13 protein-coding genes, 2 rRNA genes and 1 riboswitch are annotated in these 15,756 nt (G+C 52.9%); all 15 genes read left to right on the top strand.

Going from position 1 to position 15,756, the window contains the following annotated elements:
- Nucleotides 1-90, top strand: a 23S ribosomal RNA gene (locus A3842_RS22725); the annotation flags it as partial.
- Nucleotides 91-167: 77 nt separating this feature from the next.
- A 5S ribosomal RNA gene (gene rrf / locus A3842_RS22720) occupies nt 168-284 on the top strand.
- A gap of 263 nt (nt 285-547) precedes the next feature.
- The gene (locus A3842_RS22715; RefSeq protein WP_074084238.1) at nt 548-1,339 is read left to right on the top strand and encodes an acyl-[acyl-carrier-protein] thioesterase; all 792 of its coding nucleotides are present in this window, start codon (nt 548-550) and stop codon (nt 1,337-1,339) included.
- A 164-nt stretch (nt 1,340-1,503) separates the two neighbouring features.
- Entirely contained in the window at nt 1,504-3,642 is a 2,139-nt protein-coding gene (locus A3842_RS22710) for a DNA topoisomerase III (protein ID WP_074102820.1), read from the top strand.
- A 379-nt stretch (nt 3,643-4,021) separates the two neighbouring features.
- Nucleotides 4,022-5,272 (top strand): MFS transporter, encoded by a 1,251-nt coding sequence (locus A3842_RS22705; protein WP_083609694.1) that lies wholly within the window; start codon nt 4,022-4,024, stop codon nt 5,270-5,272.
- 80 nt (nt 5,273-5,352) lie between these two features.
- The gene (locus A3842_RS22700; protein ID WP_074102819.1) at nt 5,353-5,616 is read left to right on the top strand and encodes a DUF1294 domain-containing protein; all 264 of its coding nucleotides are present in this window, start codon (nt 5,353-5,355) and stop codon (nt 5,614-5,616) included.
- A 26-nt stretch (nt 5,617-5,642) separates the two neighbouring features.
- Nucleotides 5,643-6,077, top strand: coding sequence for a universal stress protein (locus A3842_RS22695; RefSeq protein ID WP_074084241.1), 435 nt, complete (start codon nt 5,643-5,645; stop codon nt 6,075-6,077).
- 158 nt (nt 6,078-6,235) lie between these two features.
- Nucleotides 6,236-6,337, top strand: a riboswitch (purine riboswitch).
- A gap of 242 nt (nt 6,338-6,579) precedes the next feature.
- Nucleotides 6,580-7,065: a 5-(carboxyamino)imidazole ribonucleotide mutase gene (purE, locus tag A3842_RS22690; protein ID WP_074084242.1), complete on the top strand. Its 486-nt coding sequence runs from the start codon at nt 6,580-6,582 to the stop codon at nt 7,063-7,065.
- Between the two features lie 143 nt (nt 7,066-7,208).
- Nucleotides 7,209-8,369 carry a 5-(carboxyamino)imidazole ribonucleotide synthase gene (gene purK, locus A3842_RS22685; protein WP_074102822.1) on the top strand — a complete coding sequence of 387 codons (1,161 nt, stop codon included), beginning with the start codon at nt 7,209-7,211 and terminating at the stop codon, nt 8,367-8,369.
- 6 nt (nt 8,370-8,375) lie between these two features.
- The gene (gene purB / locus A3842_RS22680) at nt 8,376-9,671 is read left to right on the top strand and encodes an adenylosuccinate lyase (RefSeq protein WP_074102818.1); all 1,296 of its coding nucleotides are present in this window, start codon (nt 8,376-8,378) and stop codon (nt 9,669-9,671) included.
- A gap of 373 nt (nt 9,672-10,044) precedes the next feature.
- Nucleotides 10,045-10,935, top strand: coding sequence for a phosphoribosylaminoimidazolesuccinocarboxamide synthase (locus A3842_RS22675; protein WP_074084244.1), 891 nt, complete (start codon nt 10,045-10,047; stop codon nt 10,933-10,935).
- 63 nt (nt 10,936-10,998) lie between these two features.
- Nucleotides 10,999-11,244 (top strand): phosphoribosylformylglycinamidine synthase subunit PurS, encoded by a 246-nt coding sequence (gene purS / locus A3842_RS22670; protein ID WP_019913657.1) that lies wholly within the window; start codon nt 10,999-11,001, stop codon nt 11,242-11,244.
- Nucleotides 11,245-11,249: 5 nt separating this feature from the next.
- Complete coding sequence (gene purQ / locus A3842_RS22665; RefSeq protein WP_074084245.1) at nt 11,250-11,939, top strand: phosphoribosylformylglycinamidine synthase subunit PurQ; 690 nt, start codon at nt 11,250-11,252, stop codon at nt 11,937-11,939.
- The gene (purL, locus tag A3842_RS22660; RefSeq protein ID WP_074102817.1) at nt 11,917-14,163 is read left to right on the top strand and encodes a phosphoribosylformylglycinamidine synthase subunit PurL; all 2,247 of its coding nucleotides are present in this window, start codon (nt 11,917-11,919) and stop codon (nt 14,161-14,163) included. The genes purQ and purL overlap by 23 nt, the downstream gene beginning before the upstream one ends.
- Nucleotides 14,148-15,644: an amidophosphoribosyltransferase gene (purF, locus tag A3842_RS22655; RefSeq protein WP_074084247.1), complete on the top strand. Its 1,497-nt coding sequence runs from the start codon at nt 14,148-14,150 to the stop codon at nt 15,642-15,644. Before purL ends, purF begins: the two co-directional genes overlap by 16 nt.
- Nucleotides 15,645-15,756: the final 112 nt, after the last annotated feature.

The following is a 15,756-nucleotide window of genomic DNA, read 5'->3' as shown; positions in this document are numbered from 1 at the left end:
CCCTTGAAGACGACGAGGTAGATAGGTTGGAGGTGGAAGTGCAGCAATGCATGGAGCTGACCAATACTAATCGGTCGAGGGCTTATCCAAATGATAAAACGCAGATTCGTTTCGGATTCAGTTTTCAGGAATGAAGGTTCCTGAAGCATTTACGCTGTAAATGCCCGTTTGGTGGCGATAGCGGAGGGGTTCCACGCGTACCCATCCCGAACACGACCGTTAAGCCCTCCAGCGCCGATGGTACTTGGACCGAAGGGTCCTGGGAGAGTAGGACGCCGCCAAGCACATGAAGCCATTGTCGAGTAATCGACAATGGCTTTTTTGTTGTTTTACAAAGTAAGGGATTTCTTAAGGAACTAAGATCTGTAGATATTATAAGTATTAAGAAGAACAGTGAAAAAACTTATCCACATGTGGATAAGGAAATATATTAATACAATGTAGTCAAAGTACTCCCCAGTTTGTGTGGATAGTGTAGAATAATTGTGGATACAAAGGTTCTTTTTTATTAAATCTAACGTTTTTGCGTTACAAAGGAGATAGCGTAGTGGATAAATCAAATAATCTTCTGTGGACAGAGCAATTTGTGGTTCAGGCAAGCGATACGGATTGCCGTTCGCAGGCAAAGCTCTCTTTCATTTTGGAAATATTGCAGCGTACAGCTGACGCAGCTGTTAACGCACTGGGCTTGAGTCTGGAAAAAATGCTGGATAATGGAATGGGCTGGATGCTGATTACCTTGGACCTTGAGATCCGCCGTATGCCACGGCTAAATGATCAGTTAACAGTGCACACATGGAGTAAAGGAACCAAAGGAGCATTGTGGCAGCGGGATTATCGGATTTACGACAAGAACGATGTAGAGGTTGCTGTAGTGCGTTCTGTCTGGGCTTTAGTGGATATTGAAAAGCGGAAGATTTTGCGGCCAACTGCTATACCGGTCCCTGTGAACCACTATAGTGGTGATTCAGTAGGCAGTATGCCGGATAAAGCAACGATTCCAGATGATATAAGCCTTCAAGCAGCATATCCCTACAAGGTAAGGTTCAGCGGCCTGGATAGTAATCTGCATTTGAATAATGCAAGGTATGGCGAGATCTGCTGTGATGCTCTTTCTTTGGAGGAATGGGGGGCCAAGGAGTTAAAGCGTTTCCGGATAACTTATGTACAGGAAGCTAGGTTAGGCGATGTGCTTCAGATACAGCGTTCCGCCTTAACGAATGAAGGAATATATATGCAGGGTACAGCAGGAGATAAAGTGTTTTTTACAGCTTGCCTGGGATTCTCAAGAAGCGGGAAGACCGTGCCGAGTGCAGACATAGCCATTGTTACAGAATAGCAGCTCAGTCGGTGGTATAAATACATACGTTGGAGGTTTAGACTGCTTCTTCAAGTTAAAGGATAGAATTTATTCTATAATAAGAGCTGCTCATTCAGCCTGACGAAATTTTTGGGCTTTGGGATCATGGTATAATAGGGTGTTGTTAGGGAAGGGAGAGAGCGATGAAGGTATTGGTACTTGCTGAGAAGCCGTCAGTTGCGCGTGAAATTGCGCGGGTGATGGGCTGTGGGAACAAACAGAAGAGCTATATTGAAGGACCTAAATATGTAGTTACCTGGGCTTTGGGGCATTTGGTGGGCCTGGCGGAGCCGGAGGACTATAACAATAAATATGCCAGTTGGGCATTGGAGGATTTACCTATTCTGCCGGATAAGGCAAAGCTGAAGGTGCTGCGGGAAACGAACCAGCAGTATAAGGCTGTGCAGCAGCTGATGAAGCGTCAGGATATCGAGGAACTGATTGTAGCTACGGATGCTGCACGTGAAGGCGAACTGCTGGCGCGCTGGATCATGAATATGGCTGGGTGGAAGAAGCCATTCCGGCGGCTCTGGATCTCTTCTCAGACGGATAAGGCGATTAAGGAAGGGTTTGCATCGCTACGTCCGGGCCGGGATTTTGACCGTCTGTATGAATCGGCCCGTTGCCGGGCTGAGGCGGATTGGATGATCGGGCTTAACGTAACCCGGGCGCTGACCTGCAAGTTCGGCGCACCACTGTCTGCCGGACGGGTACAGACACCGACGCTGGGAATGATTATGGACCGGGAAAATGAAATTACCGGCTTCCGTTCTCAGGAATATGACCAGCTGACGGCTGATTTTGGCAGCTTTCAGGCAGGCTGGCGGGCCCAGGGCGGGGATGGGCGTATTTTTGACCGGGATAAAACGGCAATACTAAAAGAGAAGCTCACTGGACGCAGCGGACGAATTACCAAGGTGCAAAAAAGTGAGAAAAGTGAACCGCATCCGCTGGCTTATGATCTTACAGAGCTGCAGCGTGATGCGAACCGTAAGTTTGGCTTCTCGGCCAAGCAAACTTCCAGTGTACTCCAGAAGTTATATGAGCAGCACAAGCTGGTGACCTACCCGCGTACGGATAGCCGCTATTTGACTTCTGATATGACCGGTACGCTCAAAGAAAGGCTGGACAGCGTAGCTGTTGGGCCCTATGCGCCATTGGCAAGACCATTGCTGCGCAAGCCGCTGCCGATTACTAAGCGGATTGTAGACGACAGTAAGGTGAGCGATCACCATGCGATCATCCCTACGGAGCAGACTGTACTTTTAAATCAGCTAAGTGCTGAAGAGCGCAAGCTTTATGATCTCATTGTACGGCGTTTCATCAGCCTGTTCTATCCAGCGGCGCGATATGATGCAGTTGCTGTAACCGTAAACGTGGAAGGCGAGAGCTTCTATATCAAAGGAACAACAGTAAAAGATCCTGGCTGGCGCGAGGTCTATGGCGGAGATATGAGCAGCGATGACGAAGAAGAAAATACTGCAGATGAACCAGCTCCGAGCAGTGTGAAACTGCCGGAGCTGCGAGAAGGCGAAACCGTTACCGTCCAGCGCTGTATGATCCGGCCAGGCCGGACGCAGCCGCCGAAGCGCTACAATGAAGCATCGCTGCTGACACAGATGGAGAAGCATGGGCTGGGAACACCAGCTACACGAGCTGACATCATCGAGAAGCTGGTCAGCTCCGATACGATTGAACGCCAGGGCAATCTCCTTCATCCGACAGGTAAGGGCAAACAGCTGATCGGGCTGGTGGCTGGACAACTCCGTACACCGGAGCTTACAGCGCGCTGGGAGGCGGAACTGGAGAAGATCGCCCGCGGACAGGGACGGCCGGAGCCTTTTCTGCAAGGGATACGCAGTATGGCGCAGGAGCTGGTGTATGGTGTGAAGAACAGTGGTGCGGAATACAAGCCACATAACGTCTCCAGCAGCCACTGTCCGAACTGTGGAACGAGAATGCTGGAAAAGAAAACCAAACGCGGAAAGCTGCTGGTCTGCCCGGCAGACGATTGCGGATATACCCGGGCTGGAGAGAAGCAGCTGTCTAACCGCCGATGCCCTCAATGCCATAAGAAGATGGAGCTTAAAGAGGGCAAAGCCGGTCTCTATGTCCAGTGTCTCGGATGTGGGATAACGGAGACCATGGACAAGGATCACAAGCATATCAACAAGCGCGAGCAGCAGAAGCTTGTGCAGCAATACAGCAAGCCTGAAAGTGTGGGATCTAACCTGGGTGATCTGCTCAAAGCAGCAATGGAAGCCAAGGAGAAGGGCAAATAAGGAATTTCACGGCCAGACTGATGTGAGTAGGGCGTGAGCTGGTTTTGGGATAATCATTAATGCAAAGAAGATTGCCTGAGGTATAGCAGTCTTCTTTTTTTTGGAGTTAACAGAACAGGCTATCGTGGAAGGACGACGAACGGGGACCAAGGAGGCTGGAAAAAGAATAAGGCTTAATTTTATTAATGATTTTTTTAAATTCCAATGTAACATAAAATTTATCGTATAAATGTGCTATGTTTTTTGACATATACTTTTTGTGCTGGCGCTCAGCAGATAATTTCTGGACTGTCCAATACAAACCAGATATGTTTTACTTAAAGTTGCAGTGGAAAAGATAACTTTTTCGGGAAAATAGAAATGAGTGGTGGGTGATCGTGTGATAGCGGATCAGGGGCGGATTGATGCAAAACAAGCGGCTGGAATTCAGGCAGGCTGGGGCGGGAGCCGTTTTTTCTTTTTGATGATTGTATTTATGTTCTGGTTCTCATCATATATCTATGTTCCGGTGCTCTCACCGTATGTGGAGCATTTGGGAGCCTCTTATGTAATGGTAGGAGCGGTCCTTGGGATATATGGGCTGATGCAGATTCTGTTCCGGCTGCCAATCGGCATAGGCTCGGATGTTCTTAACCGGCGTAGGCCGTTTATCTATCTGGGACTGATCGCAAGCGGTTCCAGCAGCCTGCTGTTCCTCGCGGGTGCAAGTCCTGGCTGGGCTCTAGCCGCACGGGCGGTTTCCGGAATTGCAGCCTCGGCTTGGGTTGTCTATTCGGTGATGTTTGCCGGATATTTTCCGAAGGAGCAGGCTGGAAGAGCCATGGGGATGCTGCAGTTCACAACGGTGATTGCACAGCTGGCAAGCATGATGATCAGTGGATACATAACAGAGCATTGGGGGTGGAATGCCCCGTTTATCATTGGCGGAGTGGTTGCGGCTGCTGCACTGTTATTAGCACTCCGCTTGCCGGAACAGCAGCAGGACAAACGTGAAAATACGATAAAGATCAAGGATCTTGCTGAAGTGATCAAGGAACCGCTGCTGGTCAAAGTGTCGCTTTTATCGGTGCTGGCGCATTGTGTGCTCTTCATTACGATGTTCGGTTATACCCCGAATCAGGCGCTTGCCATTGGAGCGAGCAAGGAAAGCCTCGGTTGGCTTACGCTGGCCTTCATGCTGCCCCATGCGGCAGCGACGTTATATGGTTCCCGCTGGTTCGGCAGGCTGCTCGGAGACCGTGGAACACTGCTGCTTGGTTTTGCCGGAAGTGCACTGTTCACTCTGCTAATTCCGTCAATGCCTACACTTACAGCTCTGTGCGCAACCCAGGTGGGGAATGGTTTTATGCAGGGGCTGATCTTTCCTTTGCTGCTGGGCAAATCAGTCTCCGGGGTGGCTCCGTTCAAACGGGCGACGGCAATGGGGTTCTATCAGGCTGTGTATGCTATCGGTATGTCGGGTGGACCTTTTGTGGCGGGATGGATGAGTTCAGCTTATGGATTAAAGGGTGGTTTCTGGTTGGGTGGGATCGCGGCAGCGCTTGCTGCATTGCTCGCCTGGGTATGGGTTAGGGAAGCGGGCGGAGCCGGTGGCCAAGTCAGGCGATCAGAGCAGAAAATTGGCAGCTGATGTAGGGGTCATTGGTTTTTTGTCCAAAAGGGTAATATAATATACAGTAGATAGGCTGTGTGGAGGAGGAGCTGGAAAGCATGGTCCAGGTTGTACTGCTGTGGTTCGCACTGATTAATATTATAGGGTATGTGGTCATGTCTGAGGACAAGAACAGGGCCCGTAAAAGACGGGACCGGGTGCCGGAAAAAACTTTGTTTTTGCTGGCATTCATGGGCGGAGCGCTGGGTGTTCTTATCGCCATGTACCGCAAACGTCACAAGACCAGGCATACTTCCTTCAGGATTGGAATTCCGCTCTTGCTACTGCTGAATATCTTGCTCTATGGTTACTTTTTGGGATAGATAAAACAGAAGAAGAGGTGGCGTACATGTTATTCTCGAAAATTTTGCTGGCCTATGACGGTTCCAAGGCTTCCAATCAGGCGCTGGAGCGCGCAATCGAACTGGCTAAGGTAACTCCGGGCTCATCCCTTTACGTCGTACACGCTTTCGAATTCCCGCGGTTTTTTATCGGGGAAGCTCTCGCGCCTCTGCCGGCCTCAGTGAACAAGGATTATTATGATTTGGCGGTACAAACGACCGATGAAGTGAAGAGCCGTCTGGAGGCGGAAGGACTGAACGCGACGGTTGAGCTGCTGCAAGGCTCGCCTGCTGAAGTGATATTGAGTTACGCTAAGGAGCATGGTGCGGATGTAATCGTGATCGGCAGCCGCGGGCTCGGCGGAATTCGCGAATTTGTTCTGGGCAGTGTCAGCCACAACGTCGTTCAGAGCGCACGCATTCCGGTTTTGGTCGTTAAATAATATAATTTCCTGGAGGAGCGCTATGCGTTCCCCTTTTTCTTTTAGGCAGTTAGATCCCGTGGCCGCAAGAAAATCCAAATGTGCCCAAAAGCGAACGTTTCAACTCCTTTATATGACAATGTTCGTGTTTAAGTTGACATGAAGTGTAGGCCATTGTTAAGATGAACCTATGAAGAGCTCGTATAAAACCGGGGATAGGGCCCGGAAGTTTCTACCCGGTAACCGTAAATTGCCGGACTACGAGGGAATAGGATGACTAGAACGGCCGTCAGCGCCGCCCCGTGCCCGGGGCTGCGAGCTGTGCGCTTGTTCCTGTTACATGCCGCTGCAGCCATAAATCCGATGCGGCGCTCCTAATTCCTGCAGTAGTCTGGGTCCATCCGCAGCAAAATGCGTTGGAATCCGGGCTTTTTTTTTCGGATTTATGGAAAACTGAATGTAACAGGACAAACTTATAGCAACATGAGTCTCTAAAATAGGGAAGCGGAAGGTAGGTTGAATCATGTCAGTGCAGGTTGGTGTCATCATGGGCAGCAAATCAGATTGGGAAACGATGGAGCAAGCGTGTCTTGTGCTTGAGGAGCTGGGCGTAGGATATGAGAAAAAGGTGATCTCGGCACACCGCACACCGGATCTGATGTTCCGCTACGCTGAAGAGGCGGCAGGCCGCGGCCTGCGCGTGATTATCGCAGGGGCAGGTGGAGCTGCGCATTTGCCTGGTATGGTGGCAGCGAAGACAATGCTGCCTGTGATCGGTGTCCCTGTGCAGTCCAAGGCGCTGAACGGCCTGGATTCGCTGCTCTCTATCGTGCAGATGCCGGGTGGCATTCCGGTAGCCACGGTAGCGATTGGCCGTGCCGGAGCCATCAATGCGGGGTTGCTTGCCGCGCAGATCATCGGCGCGTTCGATCCTGAGGTGCAGAGCCGGGCGCAGCAGCGGCGCGATGCCATTCAACGAGAAGTGCTGGAAAGCAGCGAGAGCCTATGAGGCCGGAGGAGCTGAAGGCAGAAGGCTCCGGCATAACGGGGGAAGGGAGCAGGGAAATGCTACAGGCAGAGGGTAAGGGGCTTGCTGATCTGGCAGCTGCGGCTTCTGGAGATACGGGCGTGACAGGTGCCGGCACACCCCGGATGCTCCTGCCAGGAGCAACCATCGGCGTGCTCGGCGGCGGGCAGCTTGGGCGTATGATGGCGCTGGCCGGCAGCGCCATGGGCTATCGCTTCGTGGCGCTGGACCCTGCGCCGGATGCGCCCTGCGGGCAGGTGACGCCGCAAATTACGGCGGCGTACAACGACCGGGACGCCGCGCGTGAGCTGGCGCGGCGCGCGGACGTTATCACGTACGAGTTCGAGAACGTTGACGCGGGCGTGGCCGCGCTGTTGACGTCAGAGTCGTACGTGCCGCAGGGCAGCGCGCTGCTGTATACAACGCAGCACCGGCTGCGCGAAAAAGCCGCCATCGAGGCAGTAGGCGTATCCGTTGCCCCGTACCGCAAGGTAGGCAGCCTGGCGGAGCTTACGGCCGCTGCTGCCGAGCTGGGCCTGCCCTGTGTGCTGAAGACAGCCACAGGGGGGTATGACGGCAAGGGACAAGCCGTCATCCGGCACTCTGAAGAGCTGGAAACCGCCTTCCGGCAGGTAGCTCCCGGAACGTCTGCCGGGGAGGCGCTACCCGAGCTGGTGCTGGAGAAATTTGTCGCTTTCCAGTGCGAAATTTCTGTAGTTGCCGCCCGCAGCGCCTCCGGCGAGGTCAAGAGCTTCCCGCCTGCGGAGAACATTCACGTGAACAACATCCTGCACCTGTCTATCGTACCAGCAAGAGTGCCTGAGGAGATTCAGCGGCGGGCCTGCGAGCTGGCCGAACAGATTGTTACCGGGATGAATGCGGTCGGACTGCTGGCCGTGGAAATGTTCGTGACCGAAGAGGGCGAGCTGTTCGTAAATGAGCTGGCGCCGCGTCCGCATAATTCCGGGCATTATACAATGGACGCCTGCGTAACCTCACAGTTCGAGCAGCATGTGCGTGCCATCTGCAATCTGCCGCTTGGCGACACCTCACTGCTGACCCCTGTGGTCATGGTGAACGTACTCGGCCAGCATCTGGACGGCGCTGTTCAGGCAGTCAGCACGGTGAATGAAGAAGCAAACCGGCTTGGTGTCGCACCCAAGCTTCATATATATGGCAAGGCAGAGAGCAAGACCGGCCGTAAAATGGGCCATATCAACCTGCTCTGCAAGGATACCGGCGACGGGCTGTCCTGGGTAGAGCAAACTAACCTTTGGAGGAACTGACCAGATATGATCGAACGTTATAGCAGACCTGAGATGCGGGCCATTTGGACCGAAGAAAATAAATTCAACGCGTGGCTGGAAGTGGAGATTTGCGCCTGCGAGGCTTGGGCCGAGCTGGGAGTAATCCCGCATGAGGATGCCGCGAAGCTGCGGAAGGATGCCAAATTCGACATCGACCGCATTAATGAGATTGAGCTGGAAACGCGCCATGATGTGATTGCTTTTACCCGTGCGGTATCCGAGAGCCTGGGTGCGGAGCGCAAATGGGTGCATTACGGACTCACTTCCACGGACGTTGTCGACACGGCGCTCGGCTACCTGCTGCGCCAGGCCAATGAAATCCTGGAGAAGGACATCATGAACTTTATCGAAATTCTCAAAGACAAGGCGCTGGCATACAAAGACACTCCGATGATGGGACGCACCCATGGCGTGCATGCAGAGCCAACTACCTTTGGTCTCAAAATGGCGCTCTGGTACGAGGAAATGAAGCGCAACCTGGAACGTTTCCGCCATGCTGCGAACGGTGTGCAGTTCGGCAAAATCTCCGGCGCGGTCGGCACCTACGCCAACATTGATCCGTCTGTTGAAGAATTCGTCTGCCGCAAACTTGGCACCAGCCCGGCGCCCATTTCTACACAAACGCTACAGCGTGACCGTCACGCCGAATATATGGCAACCCTGGCGCTCGTCGCCACGTCCCTGGACAAGTTCGCCACCGAGATCCGTGCACTGCAAAAGAGCGAAATCCGCGAGGTGGAGGAAGCTTTTGCCAAAGGCCAAAAGGGTTCCTCGGCAATGCCGCACAAACGCAATCCCATCGGCTGTGAGAACATCTCCGGCTTGTCGCGCGTCATTCGCGGACACATGGTTACTGCTTACGAGAACGTGCCGCTGTGGCATGAACGCGATATCTCGCACTCCTCCGTGGAGCGGATAATCCTGCCGGATGCAACGATGCTGCTGAACTATATGCTGAATCGCTTCGGCAACATTGTGAAGAACCTGACCGTATTCCCGGAAAACATGAAACGCAACATGAACCGGACCTTCGGCGTACCGTTCTCCGGCCGTATTCTGACCAAGCTGATCGACAAAGGCTTCAGCCGTGAGCAGGCTTATGATACCGTGCAACCGCGTGCGATGCAGGCCTGGGAGGAACAAACCCAGTTCCGCGATATCGTTGAAGCTACCCCGGAAATCACTGCCGTACTAAGCCCGGAGGAAATCGAGGATGCTTTTAATCCATCCTGGCACCTTAAGCATGTGGACACCATCTTCCGCAAGCTGGAGCTTATTTAATAAAGGTAAGTTAGTGGTGAACTGAGGAGCTCGAGAATAATACGAGCGGAAATGCTGAGAAGTTATTTTGTTTCTGAGAAGCGGAGCAACAGGAGATTGGAATAGACATTTGGGTTAAAGATGAACGGAGAGAAATTTTGGAACTGGAGAAGCGTTAGCGTTCGCCTTTATGGTCAGATTTCTACCGCAGCTTGCGGTTAAATCAGAGAAATATGACCATAACAGCGATCGGAAGTCCAAACATTTCTTGCAGTGAACCTATTAACCCCAAGGAGTATTCAATTTTGTGGATTCGAATCGAAGAAAAGAAGACGTCCCAGCTCTTTTAGCTCAAGTATATACGCAAGATCATTAGTTCAAGGGAGGAAAGGTCATGGCATACCCTGCCGTATCCACGGCTGTGGATCTGGTAAATGCACCGCTGCTCTACAAAGGTAAGGTCCGCGAATTATACGATCTGGGGGAAGAAATGCTGGTCGTCGTCACGGACCGGATATCCGCATTTGACTATGTCCTTGACCCGGCGGTGCCGGAGAAAGGCAATGTGCTCAATCGGCTCAGCGCCTTTTGGTTCGGATTAACCAAGGAGCTGATGGAGAACCATGTCGTGCATATCGATGTAGACCAGCTTGGAGAGATCGCGAAGGACCGGGAGGCGCTCAAAAACCGTGTCATGGTCGTCCGCAAGGCGGAGCGTATTGATATTGAATGCGTTGTGCGCGGCTGTATCACCGGCGGAGGCTGGCGGCAATATCAGGAGACTGGGAAAGTCAACGGAATCGAGCTTCCCCTAGGCTTGCGCAAAAATGCAGTACTGGCCCAGCCGATTTTCACCCCTGCTGCCAAAAATGATGTCGGTCATGATGAGGATATCCCTTTTGAGAACATGCAGGAGCTGATTGGTGCCGAGCTGGCACTGGAGTTGAAGGAGAAGAGCCTGAAGCTGTTCGCTTTTGCCAGAGAATATTGTGAAGAGCGCGGCATCATCCTGGCGGATTGCAAATTCGAGTTCGGTCTGCTGGACGGCAAAGTGATCCTGATCGATGAGATTTTTACACCGGATGCTTCACGCTTCTGGGCCAAGCATAACTACGCACTGGATATTGAGATCGACAGCATGGATAAGGAACCGGTCCGGACCTATTTGTCCGCATCCTCTTGGGATAAGAACAGCACACCCGACCCGCTGCCTATTGAAGTAGTGGAAGAAACAACACGCCGTTATCTGGACATTTATCATCGTCTCACCGGCAAGTCTTTATAGATTGTAAGTGGTCATAATTGCGCCAAGTCAAGCTCATTAAATTTTAGGAGGAACTACAAGCGTATGTTAAAAGCGACAGTCTATGTCACCATCAAGAAAAGTGTGCTCGATCCCCAAGGTGTAGCCGTGCAAGGAGCGCTGCATTCCGTAGGTTTTCAGGAAGTGGAGAGCCTGCGGATCGGCAAGTATATGGAACTGACCCTGGATACTGATAACCGCGCTGAAGCGGAAGGACGCCTTAAAGAAATGTGCGAAAAGCTGCTGGCCAACACGGTGATCGAGGATTACCGCTACGAATTGGAGGACTAAAAGTCATGAAATTTGCTGTACTTGTCTTTCCGGGCTCCAATTGTGACATTGACTGCTACAAAGCTGTAGAAGACAGCCTGGGTGAGCCTGTAGATTACGTGTGGCATACGGCGACGGATCTGTCCGACTATGACTGCATTATTGTACCAGGCGGTTTCTCTTATGGTGATTATCTGCGCTGCGGCGCGATTTCCCGGTTTGCTCCGGTCATGGCCGAAGTGGCCAAAGCGGTAGAACAGGGCAAATATGTGTTGGGCATCTGCAACGGGTTCCAAATTTTGACCGAAGCCGGCTTACTGCCGGGAGCACTTCGCCGCAACATGTCGATGAAGTTCCGCTGTCATGATTCGGTGCTTAAGGTGGTTAATAACACTACCCCGTTTACTATTGATTATGCGAAGGATGAAGAGATCGTCATTCCAATCGCACACGGTGAAGGCAACTACTACTGCGATGAAGAGACTCTGGCCGGACTAAAAGCTAACAATCAGATCGTCTTCACTTATAGCGATAACCCTAACGGTTCTGTGGAACATATTGCGGGAATTTGCAATGTGCAGGGCAATGTGGTTGGCATGATGCCTCACCCGGAACGCGCGGCGAACAGCCTGCTGGGTTCGGAAGACGGCAAACGGATGTTCACATCCATTCTCAAGACATGGAGGGATCGTTATGACGCAGCAAGTATCCGCTAAGGAGCCGACCGCAGAGCAAATCGCGGAGCAGAAAATCTACAGTCAATTCGGTGTGTCGGACAGCGAATATGAGCTCATCACTTCTTTCATGGGCCGCAAGCCAAACTATACAGAAATCGGGGTCTTCAGCGTAATGTGGTCCGAGCACTGCGCCTATAAGAACTCCAAACCGCTGCTGGGACGTTTCCCTACAAGCGGGCCGCGTGTACTGATGGGACCTGGTGAAGGTGCGGGTATCGTAGACATCGGTGACAACCAGGCGGTTGTATTCAAAATCGAAAGTCACAACCATCCGTCGGCGGTCGAGCCTTATCAGGGCGCGGCGACAGGGGTGGGCGGGATTATCCGCGATATTTTCTCGATGGGAGCAAGACCGGTAGCTCTGCTGAACTCCCTGCGTTTCGGTAAGCTCGAAAGTGACCGGGTTAAATATTTGTTCGAGCATGTGGTATCCGGTATCGCAGGCTACGGTAACTGTATCGGAATTCCTACAGTGGGCGGCGAAATTATGTTCGACAACAGCTATGACGGCAATCCGCTGGTCAATGCGATGTGTGTCGGACTCATTGATCATGATAAAATCCAGCGCGGTGTCGCTAAAGGTGTGGGCAATCCGGTGTTTTACGTTGGTCCGCCTACCGGACGCGACGGAATTCACGGGGCAACCTTTGCCTCCGTGGAGCTGAGTGAAGAATCGGAAGCCAAGAAGACTGCAGTGCAGGTCGGTGATCCGTTTATGGAAAAGCTGGTCATGGAATCCTGCCTGGAGCTGATCGACAGCGGCATCGTGCTTGGCATTCAGGATATGGGCGCAGCCGGACTGACCTGTTCCAGTGCTGAAATGGCAAGTAAAGCGGGCAATGGTCTTGAACTCTATCTGGACCAGGTGCCACAGCGTGAAGACGGTATGACGCCTTACGAAATGATGCTCTCTGAATCACAAGAGCGGATGCTGTTTGTGGTAGAGCCTAAGGATGAGGCACAGGCACAAGAGATTTTTGACCGCTGGGGTGTCATTTGCCGCAAGGTGGGCAAGGTAACGGATGACGGACGTCTGAAGCTGTTCCATCACGGCGAGGTTGTTGGCGATATGCCCGTAACGGCTCTTGTGGATGAATGCCCGATCTATAAAAAACCATCTGCAGTTCCTGCCTACTATGAGGAGAACGCCAGTGTTGACACGCTGCGCTATGTCGAGGTAACTGATCTTGGCGGTGCACTGCACACTATACTGGCTTCACCGACAGTGGCAAGCAAAGCATGGGTGTATAACCAATATGATTATATGGTACGGACCAGCACAGCGGTGCGCCCAGGCTCGGATGCGGCAGTGGTAACGATTCACGGCACACGCAAAGGCCTGGCAATGACTACAGACTGCAACGGACGTTATGTCTATCTGGACCCTGAAGTGGGCGGACGTATCGCGGTAAGTGAAGCAGCGCGTAACATCGTTTGTTCCGGGGCGAAGCCGCTGGCGATTACGGATAACCTAAACTTTGGCAGCCCGGAGAAGCCGGAGATTTTCTGGCAGATGGAACGGGCGGTAGACGGTATGGCTGAAGCCTGTCGTGTGCTGGATACGCCGGTTATCGGCGGAAATGTCAGCTTGTACAACGAAAATGCTGCCGGCGCCATCTATCCTACCCCGGTTGTCGGTATGGTGGGACTGGTTGAAGATACCGATCACATTACTACACAAGCCTTCAAGCAAGAAGGTGATGCTATTCTGCTGCTGGGTGTAACCAAAGCAGAGCTTGGCGGAAGTGAGTTCCAGTATGCCGTACATGGCTTGACTGAAGGACGTCCGCCAGAACTGGATCTGGCTACAGAGCAAAAGCTGCTGGATGCTGTGCTCGGCACCATCCGTAGCGGTCTGGTCCGCTCGGCGCATGACCTTTCGGAAGGCGGTTTAGCTGTAGCACTGGCGGAGAGCTGCATCAGCGGTTCGATTGGCGCAAATGTGAAGCTGTCCGCTGGCGGACTGCGCCCGGATGTGGCGCTGTTCAGCGAGAGCCAGTCCCGCATTGTGCTGACATCGGCACCTGACCGTGCGGAAGAGCTGAAAGCAGCGGTAGCTGCTTACGGTGTACCGGTAGAAATCATCGGAACCGTCGGTGGCGATAGACTTCGTGTGTCCCTGGACGGCGCATCCGCACTGGATGAGGCTGTAGAGGCATTAAAAATCACTTGGGAGGATGCTATTCCATGTCTTATGAAATAAAGACCGGGAACAAGCAGGAGACCCCTATCCTGTGGACCGGCGACTTTTACAACGAAGGAACGGGCTCGGGAGATATTTTTGACACGCTAAAAGAAGAATGCGGCGTCTTCGGGGTCTTTGGACACCCGGAGGCCGCCTCCATGTCGTACTACGGCCTGCACGCTCTGCAGCACCGGGGAGAAGAGAGTGCGGGCATCTGCGTGGCGGATGGACGTGACTTCAACTATCACCGGGGTATGGGACTGGTCAAAGAAGTGTTCGACAAGGACAAAATCGCCTCTCTGATCGGCAATATGTCCATTGGCCATGTGCGCTATTCCACCAGTGGCGACAGCCGGCTGACTAATGCGCAGCCGCTGGTCTTTAAATACCGTGACGGGGATCTGGCGATCGCCACCAACGGGAACATCGTCAATGAGCCGCTGATCCGCAAACAGCTGGAGCAGGGCGGCTCGATTTTCCAGACCACAAGTGACACGGAAGTCCTGGCGCATCTGATTGCGAGGTCGCAGAAGGATTTTGTCGAAGCGACCAAAGATGCGCTTAAGCAGCTCGTGGGAGGCTTTGCCTTCCTGCTGATGACGAACGACAAGCTGATCGTAGCATCCGATACGCATGGCCTCCGCCCGCTAGTGATGGGACGTGTAGGGGAAGCCTATGTTTTCGCTTCGGAATCCTGCGCACTGGAAGTCATTGGTGCTCAGTTCGTCCGTGACATTGAGCCCGGCGAATTGCTGGTACTTGATCAGAACGGCTTCAAGGAAGACCGGTTCGCTGAGCCGCAGCGCAAAGCACTGTGTGCCATGGAATATATTTATTTCGCCCGTCCCGACAGCGATCTGAACGGATCCAACCTGCACTCCGCCCGTAAGCGGATGGGCAGCCGTATGGCCCTGGAAGCGTTCGTGGATGCAGACATCGTAACGGGGGTACCGGACTCCAGTATCTCAGCAGCCATCGGCTTTGCAGAACAGACGGGTATTCCTTATGAGCTTGGCCTCATCAAGAACAAATACACGGGCCGGACCTTCATCCAGCCCAGCCAGGAACTTCGTGAGCAGGGCGTAAAGATGAAGCTGAGCGCAGTCCGCCGCGTCGTTGAAGGCCAGCGCGTAGTCATGATCGACGATTCCATCGTACGCGGCACTACCTCGCGCCGGATCGTCAACCTGCTACGTGAAGCCGGAGCAACCGAAGTCCATGTGCGGATTACTTCACCGCCATTCAAGAATCCTTGCTTCTACGGCATCGATACACCGGACCGCCGCGAGCTGATCGCCTCTTACAAGACGATTGCCGAAATGTGTGAAGAGATCAATGCCGATTCGCTGGCGTTCCTCTCCCCGGAGGGCCTGATTCAGTCCATCGGCGGGTATAACAGCGGGGATTACAAAGGCGGTTTGTGCCTGTCCTGTTTCGATAATGATTACCCGACGCAGGTGGATTTCGGCGGGGAAGAGAAGGACGGATGCTCTTGTTAATATGGGTTCATCCCCCTAAGTCCCCCTTGCAAAGGGGGATTCCGAAGGGCGCTGCCCTCCGGCCACCCGAAAGTTTGGCGGTAGGAGTTTGCTTTTAACTTTCTAAGAGGGC

The organism is Paenibacillus sp. P3E, from assembly GCF_001909045.1.
In the GTDB taxonomy this organism is placed as follows: domain Bacteria; phylum Bacillota; class Bacilli; order Paenibacillales; family Paenibacillaceae; genus Paenibacillus_AQ; species Paenibacillus_AQ helianthi.
This window is presented reverse-complemented; position numbering and strand designations above follow the sequence as displayed.

Bases quoted from the DNA above. Each gene is read 5' to 3' on its own strand.
- A3842_RS22710 (WP_074102820.1), top strand. From the start codon at position 1,504: ATGAAGGTATTGGTACTTGCTGAGAAGCCGTCAGTTGCGCGTGAAATT.
- A3842_RS22700 (WP_074102819.1), top strand. From the start codon at position 5,353: ATGGTCCAGGTTGTACTGCTGTGGTTCGCACTGATTAATATTATAGGG.
- A3842_RS22695 (WP_074084241.1), top strand. From the start codon at position 5,643: ATGTTATTCTCGAAAATTTTGCTGGCCTATGACGGTTCCAAGGCTTCC.
- purE (WP_074084242.1), top strand. From the start codon at position 6,580: ATGTCAGTGCAGGTTGGTGTCATCATGGGCAGCAAATCAGATTGGGAA.
- purK (WP_074102822.1), top strand. From the start codon at position 7,209: ATGCTCCTGCCAGGAGCAACCATCGGCGTGCTCGGCGGCGGGCAGCTT.
- purB (WP_074102818.1), top strand. From the start codon at position 8,376: ATGATCGAACGTTATAGCAGACCTGAGATGCGGGCCATTTGGACCGAA.
- A3842_RS22675 (WP_074084244.1), top strand. From the start codon at position 10,045: ATGGCATACCCTGCCGTATCCACGGCTGTGGATCTGGTAAATGCACCG.
- purS (WP_019913657.1), top strand. From the start codon at position 10,999: ATGTTAAAAGCGACAGTCTATGTCACCATCAAGAAAAGTGTGCTCGAT.
- purQ (WP_074084245.1), top strand. From the start codon at position 11,250: ATGAAATTTGCTGTACTTGTCTTTCCGGGCTCCAATTGTGACATTGAC.
- purL (WP_074102817.1), top strand. From the start codon at position 11,917: ATGACGCAGCAAGTATCCGCTAAGGAGCCGACCGCAGAGCAAATCGCG.
- purF (WP_074084247.1), top strand. From the start codon at position 14,148: ATGTCTTATGAAATAAAGACCGGGAACAAGCAGGAGACCCCTATCCTG.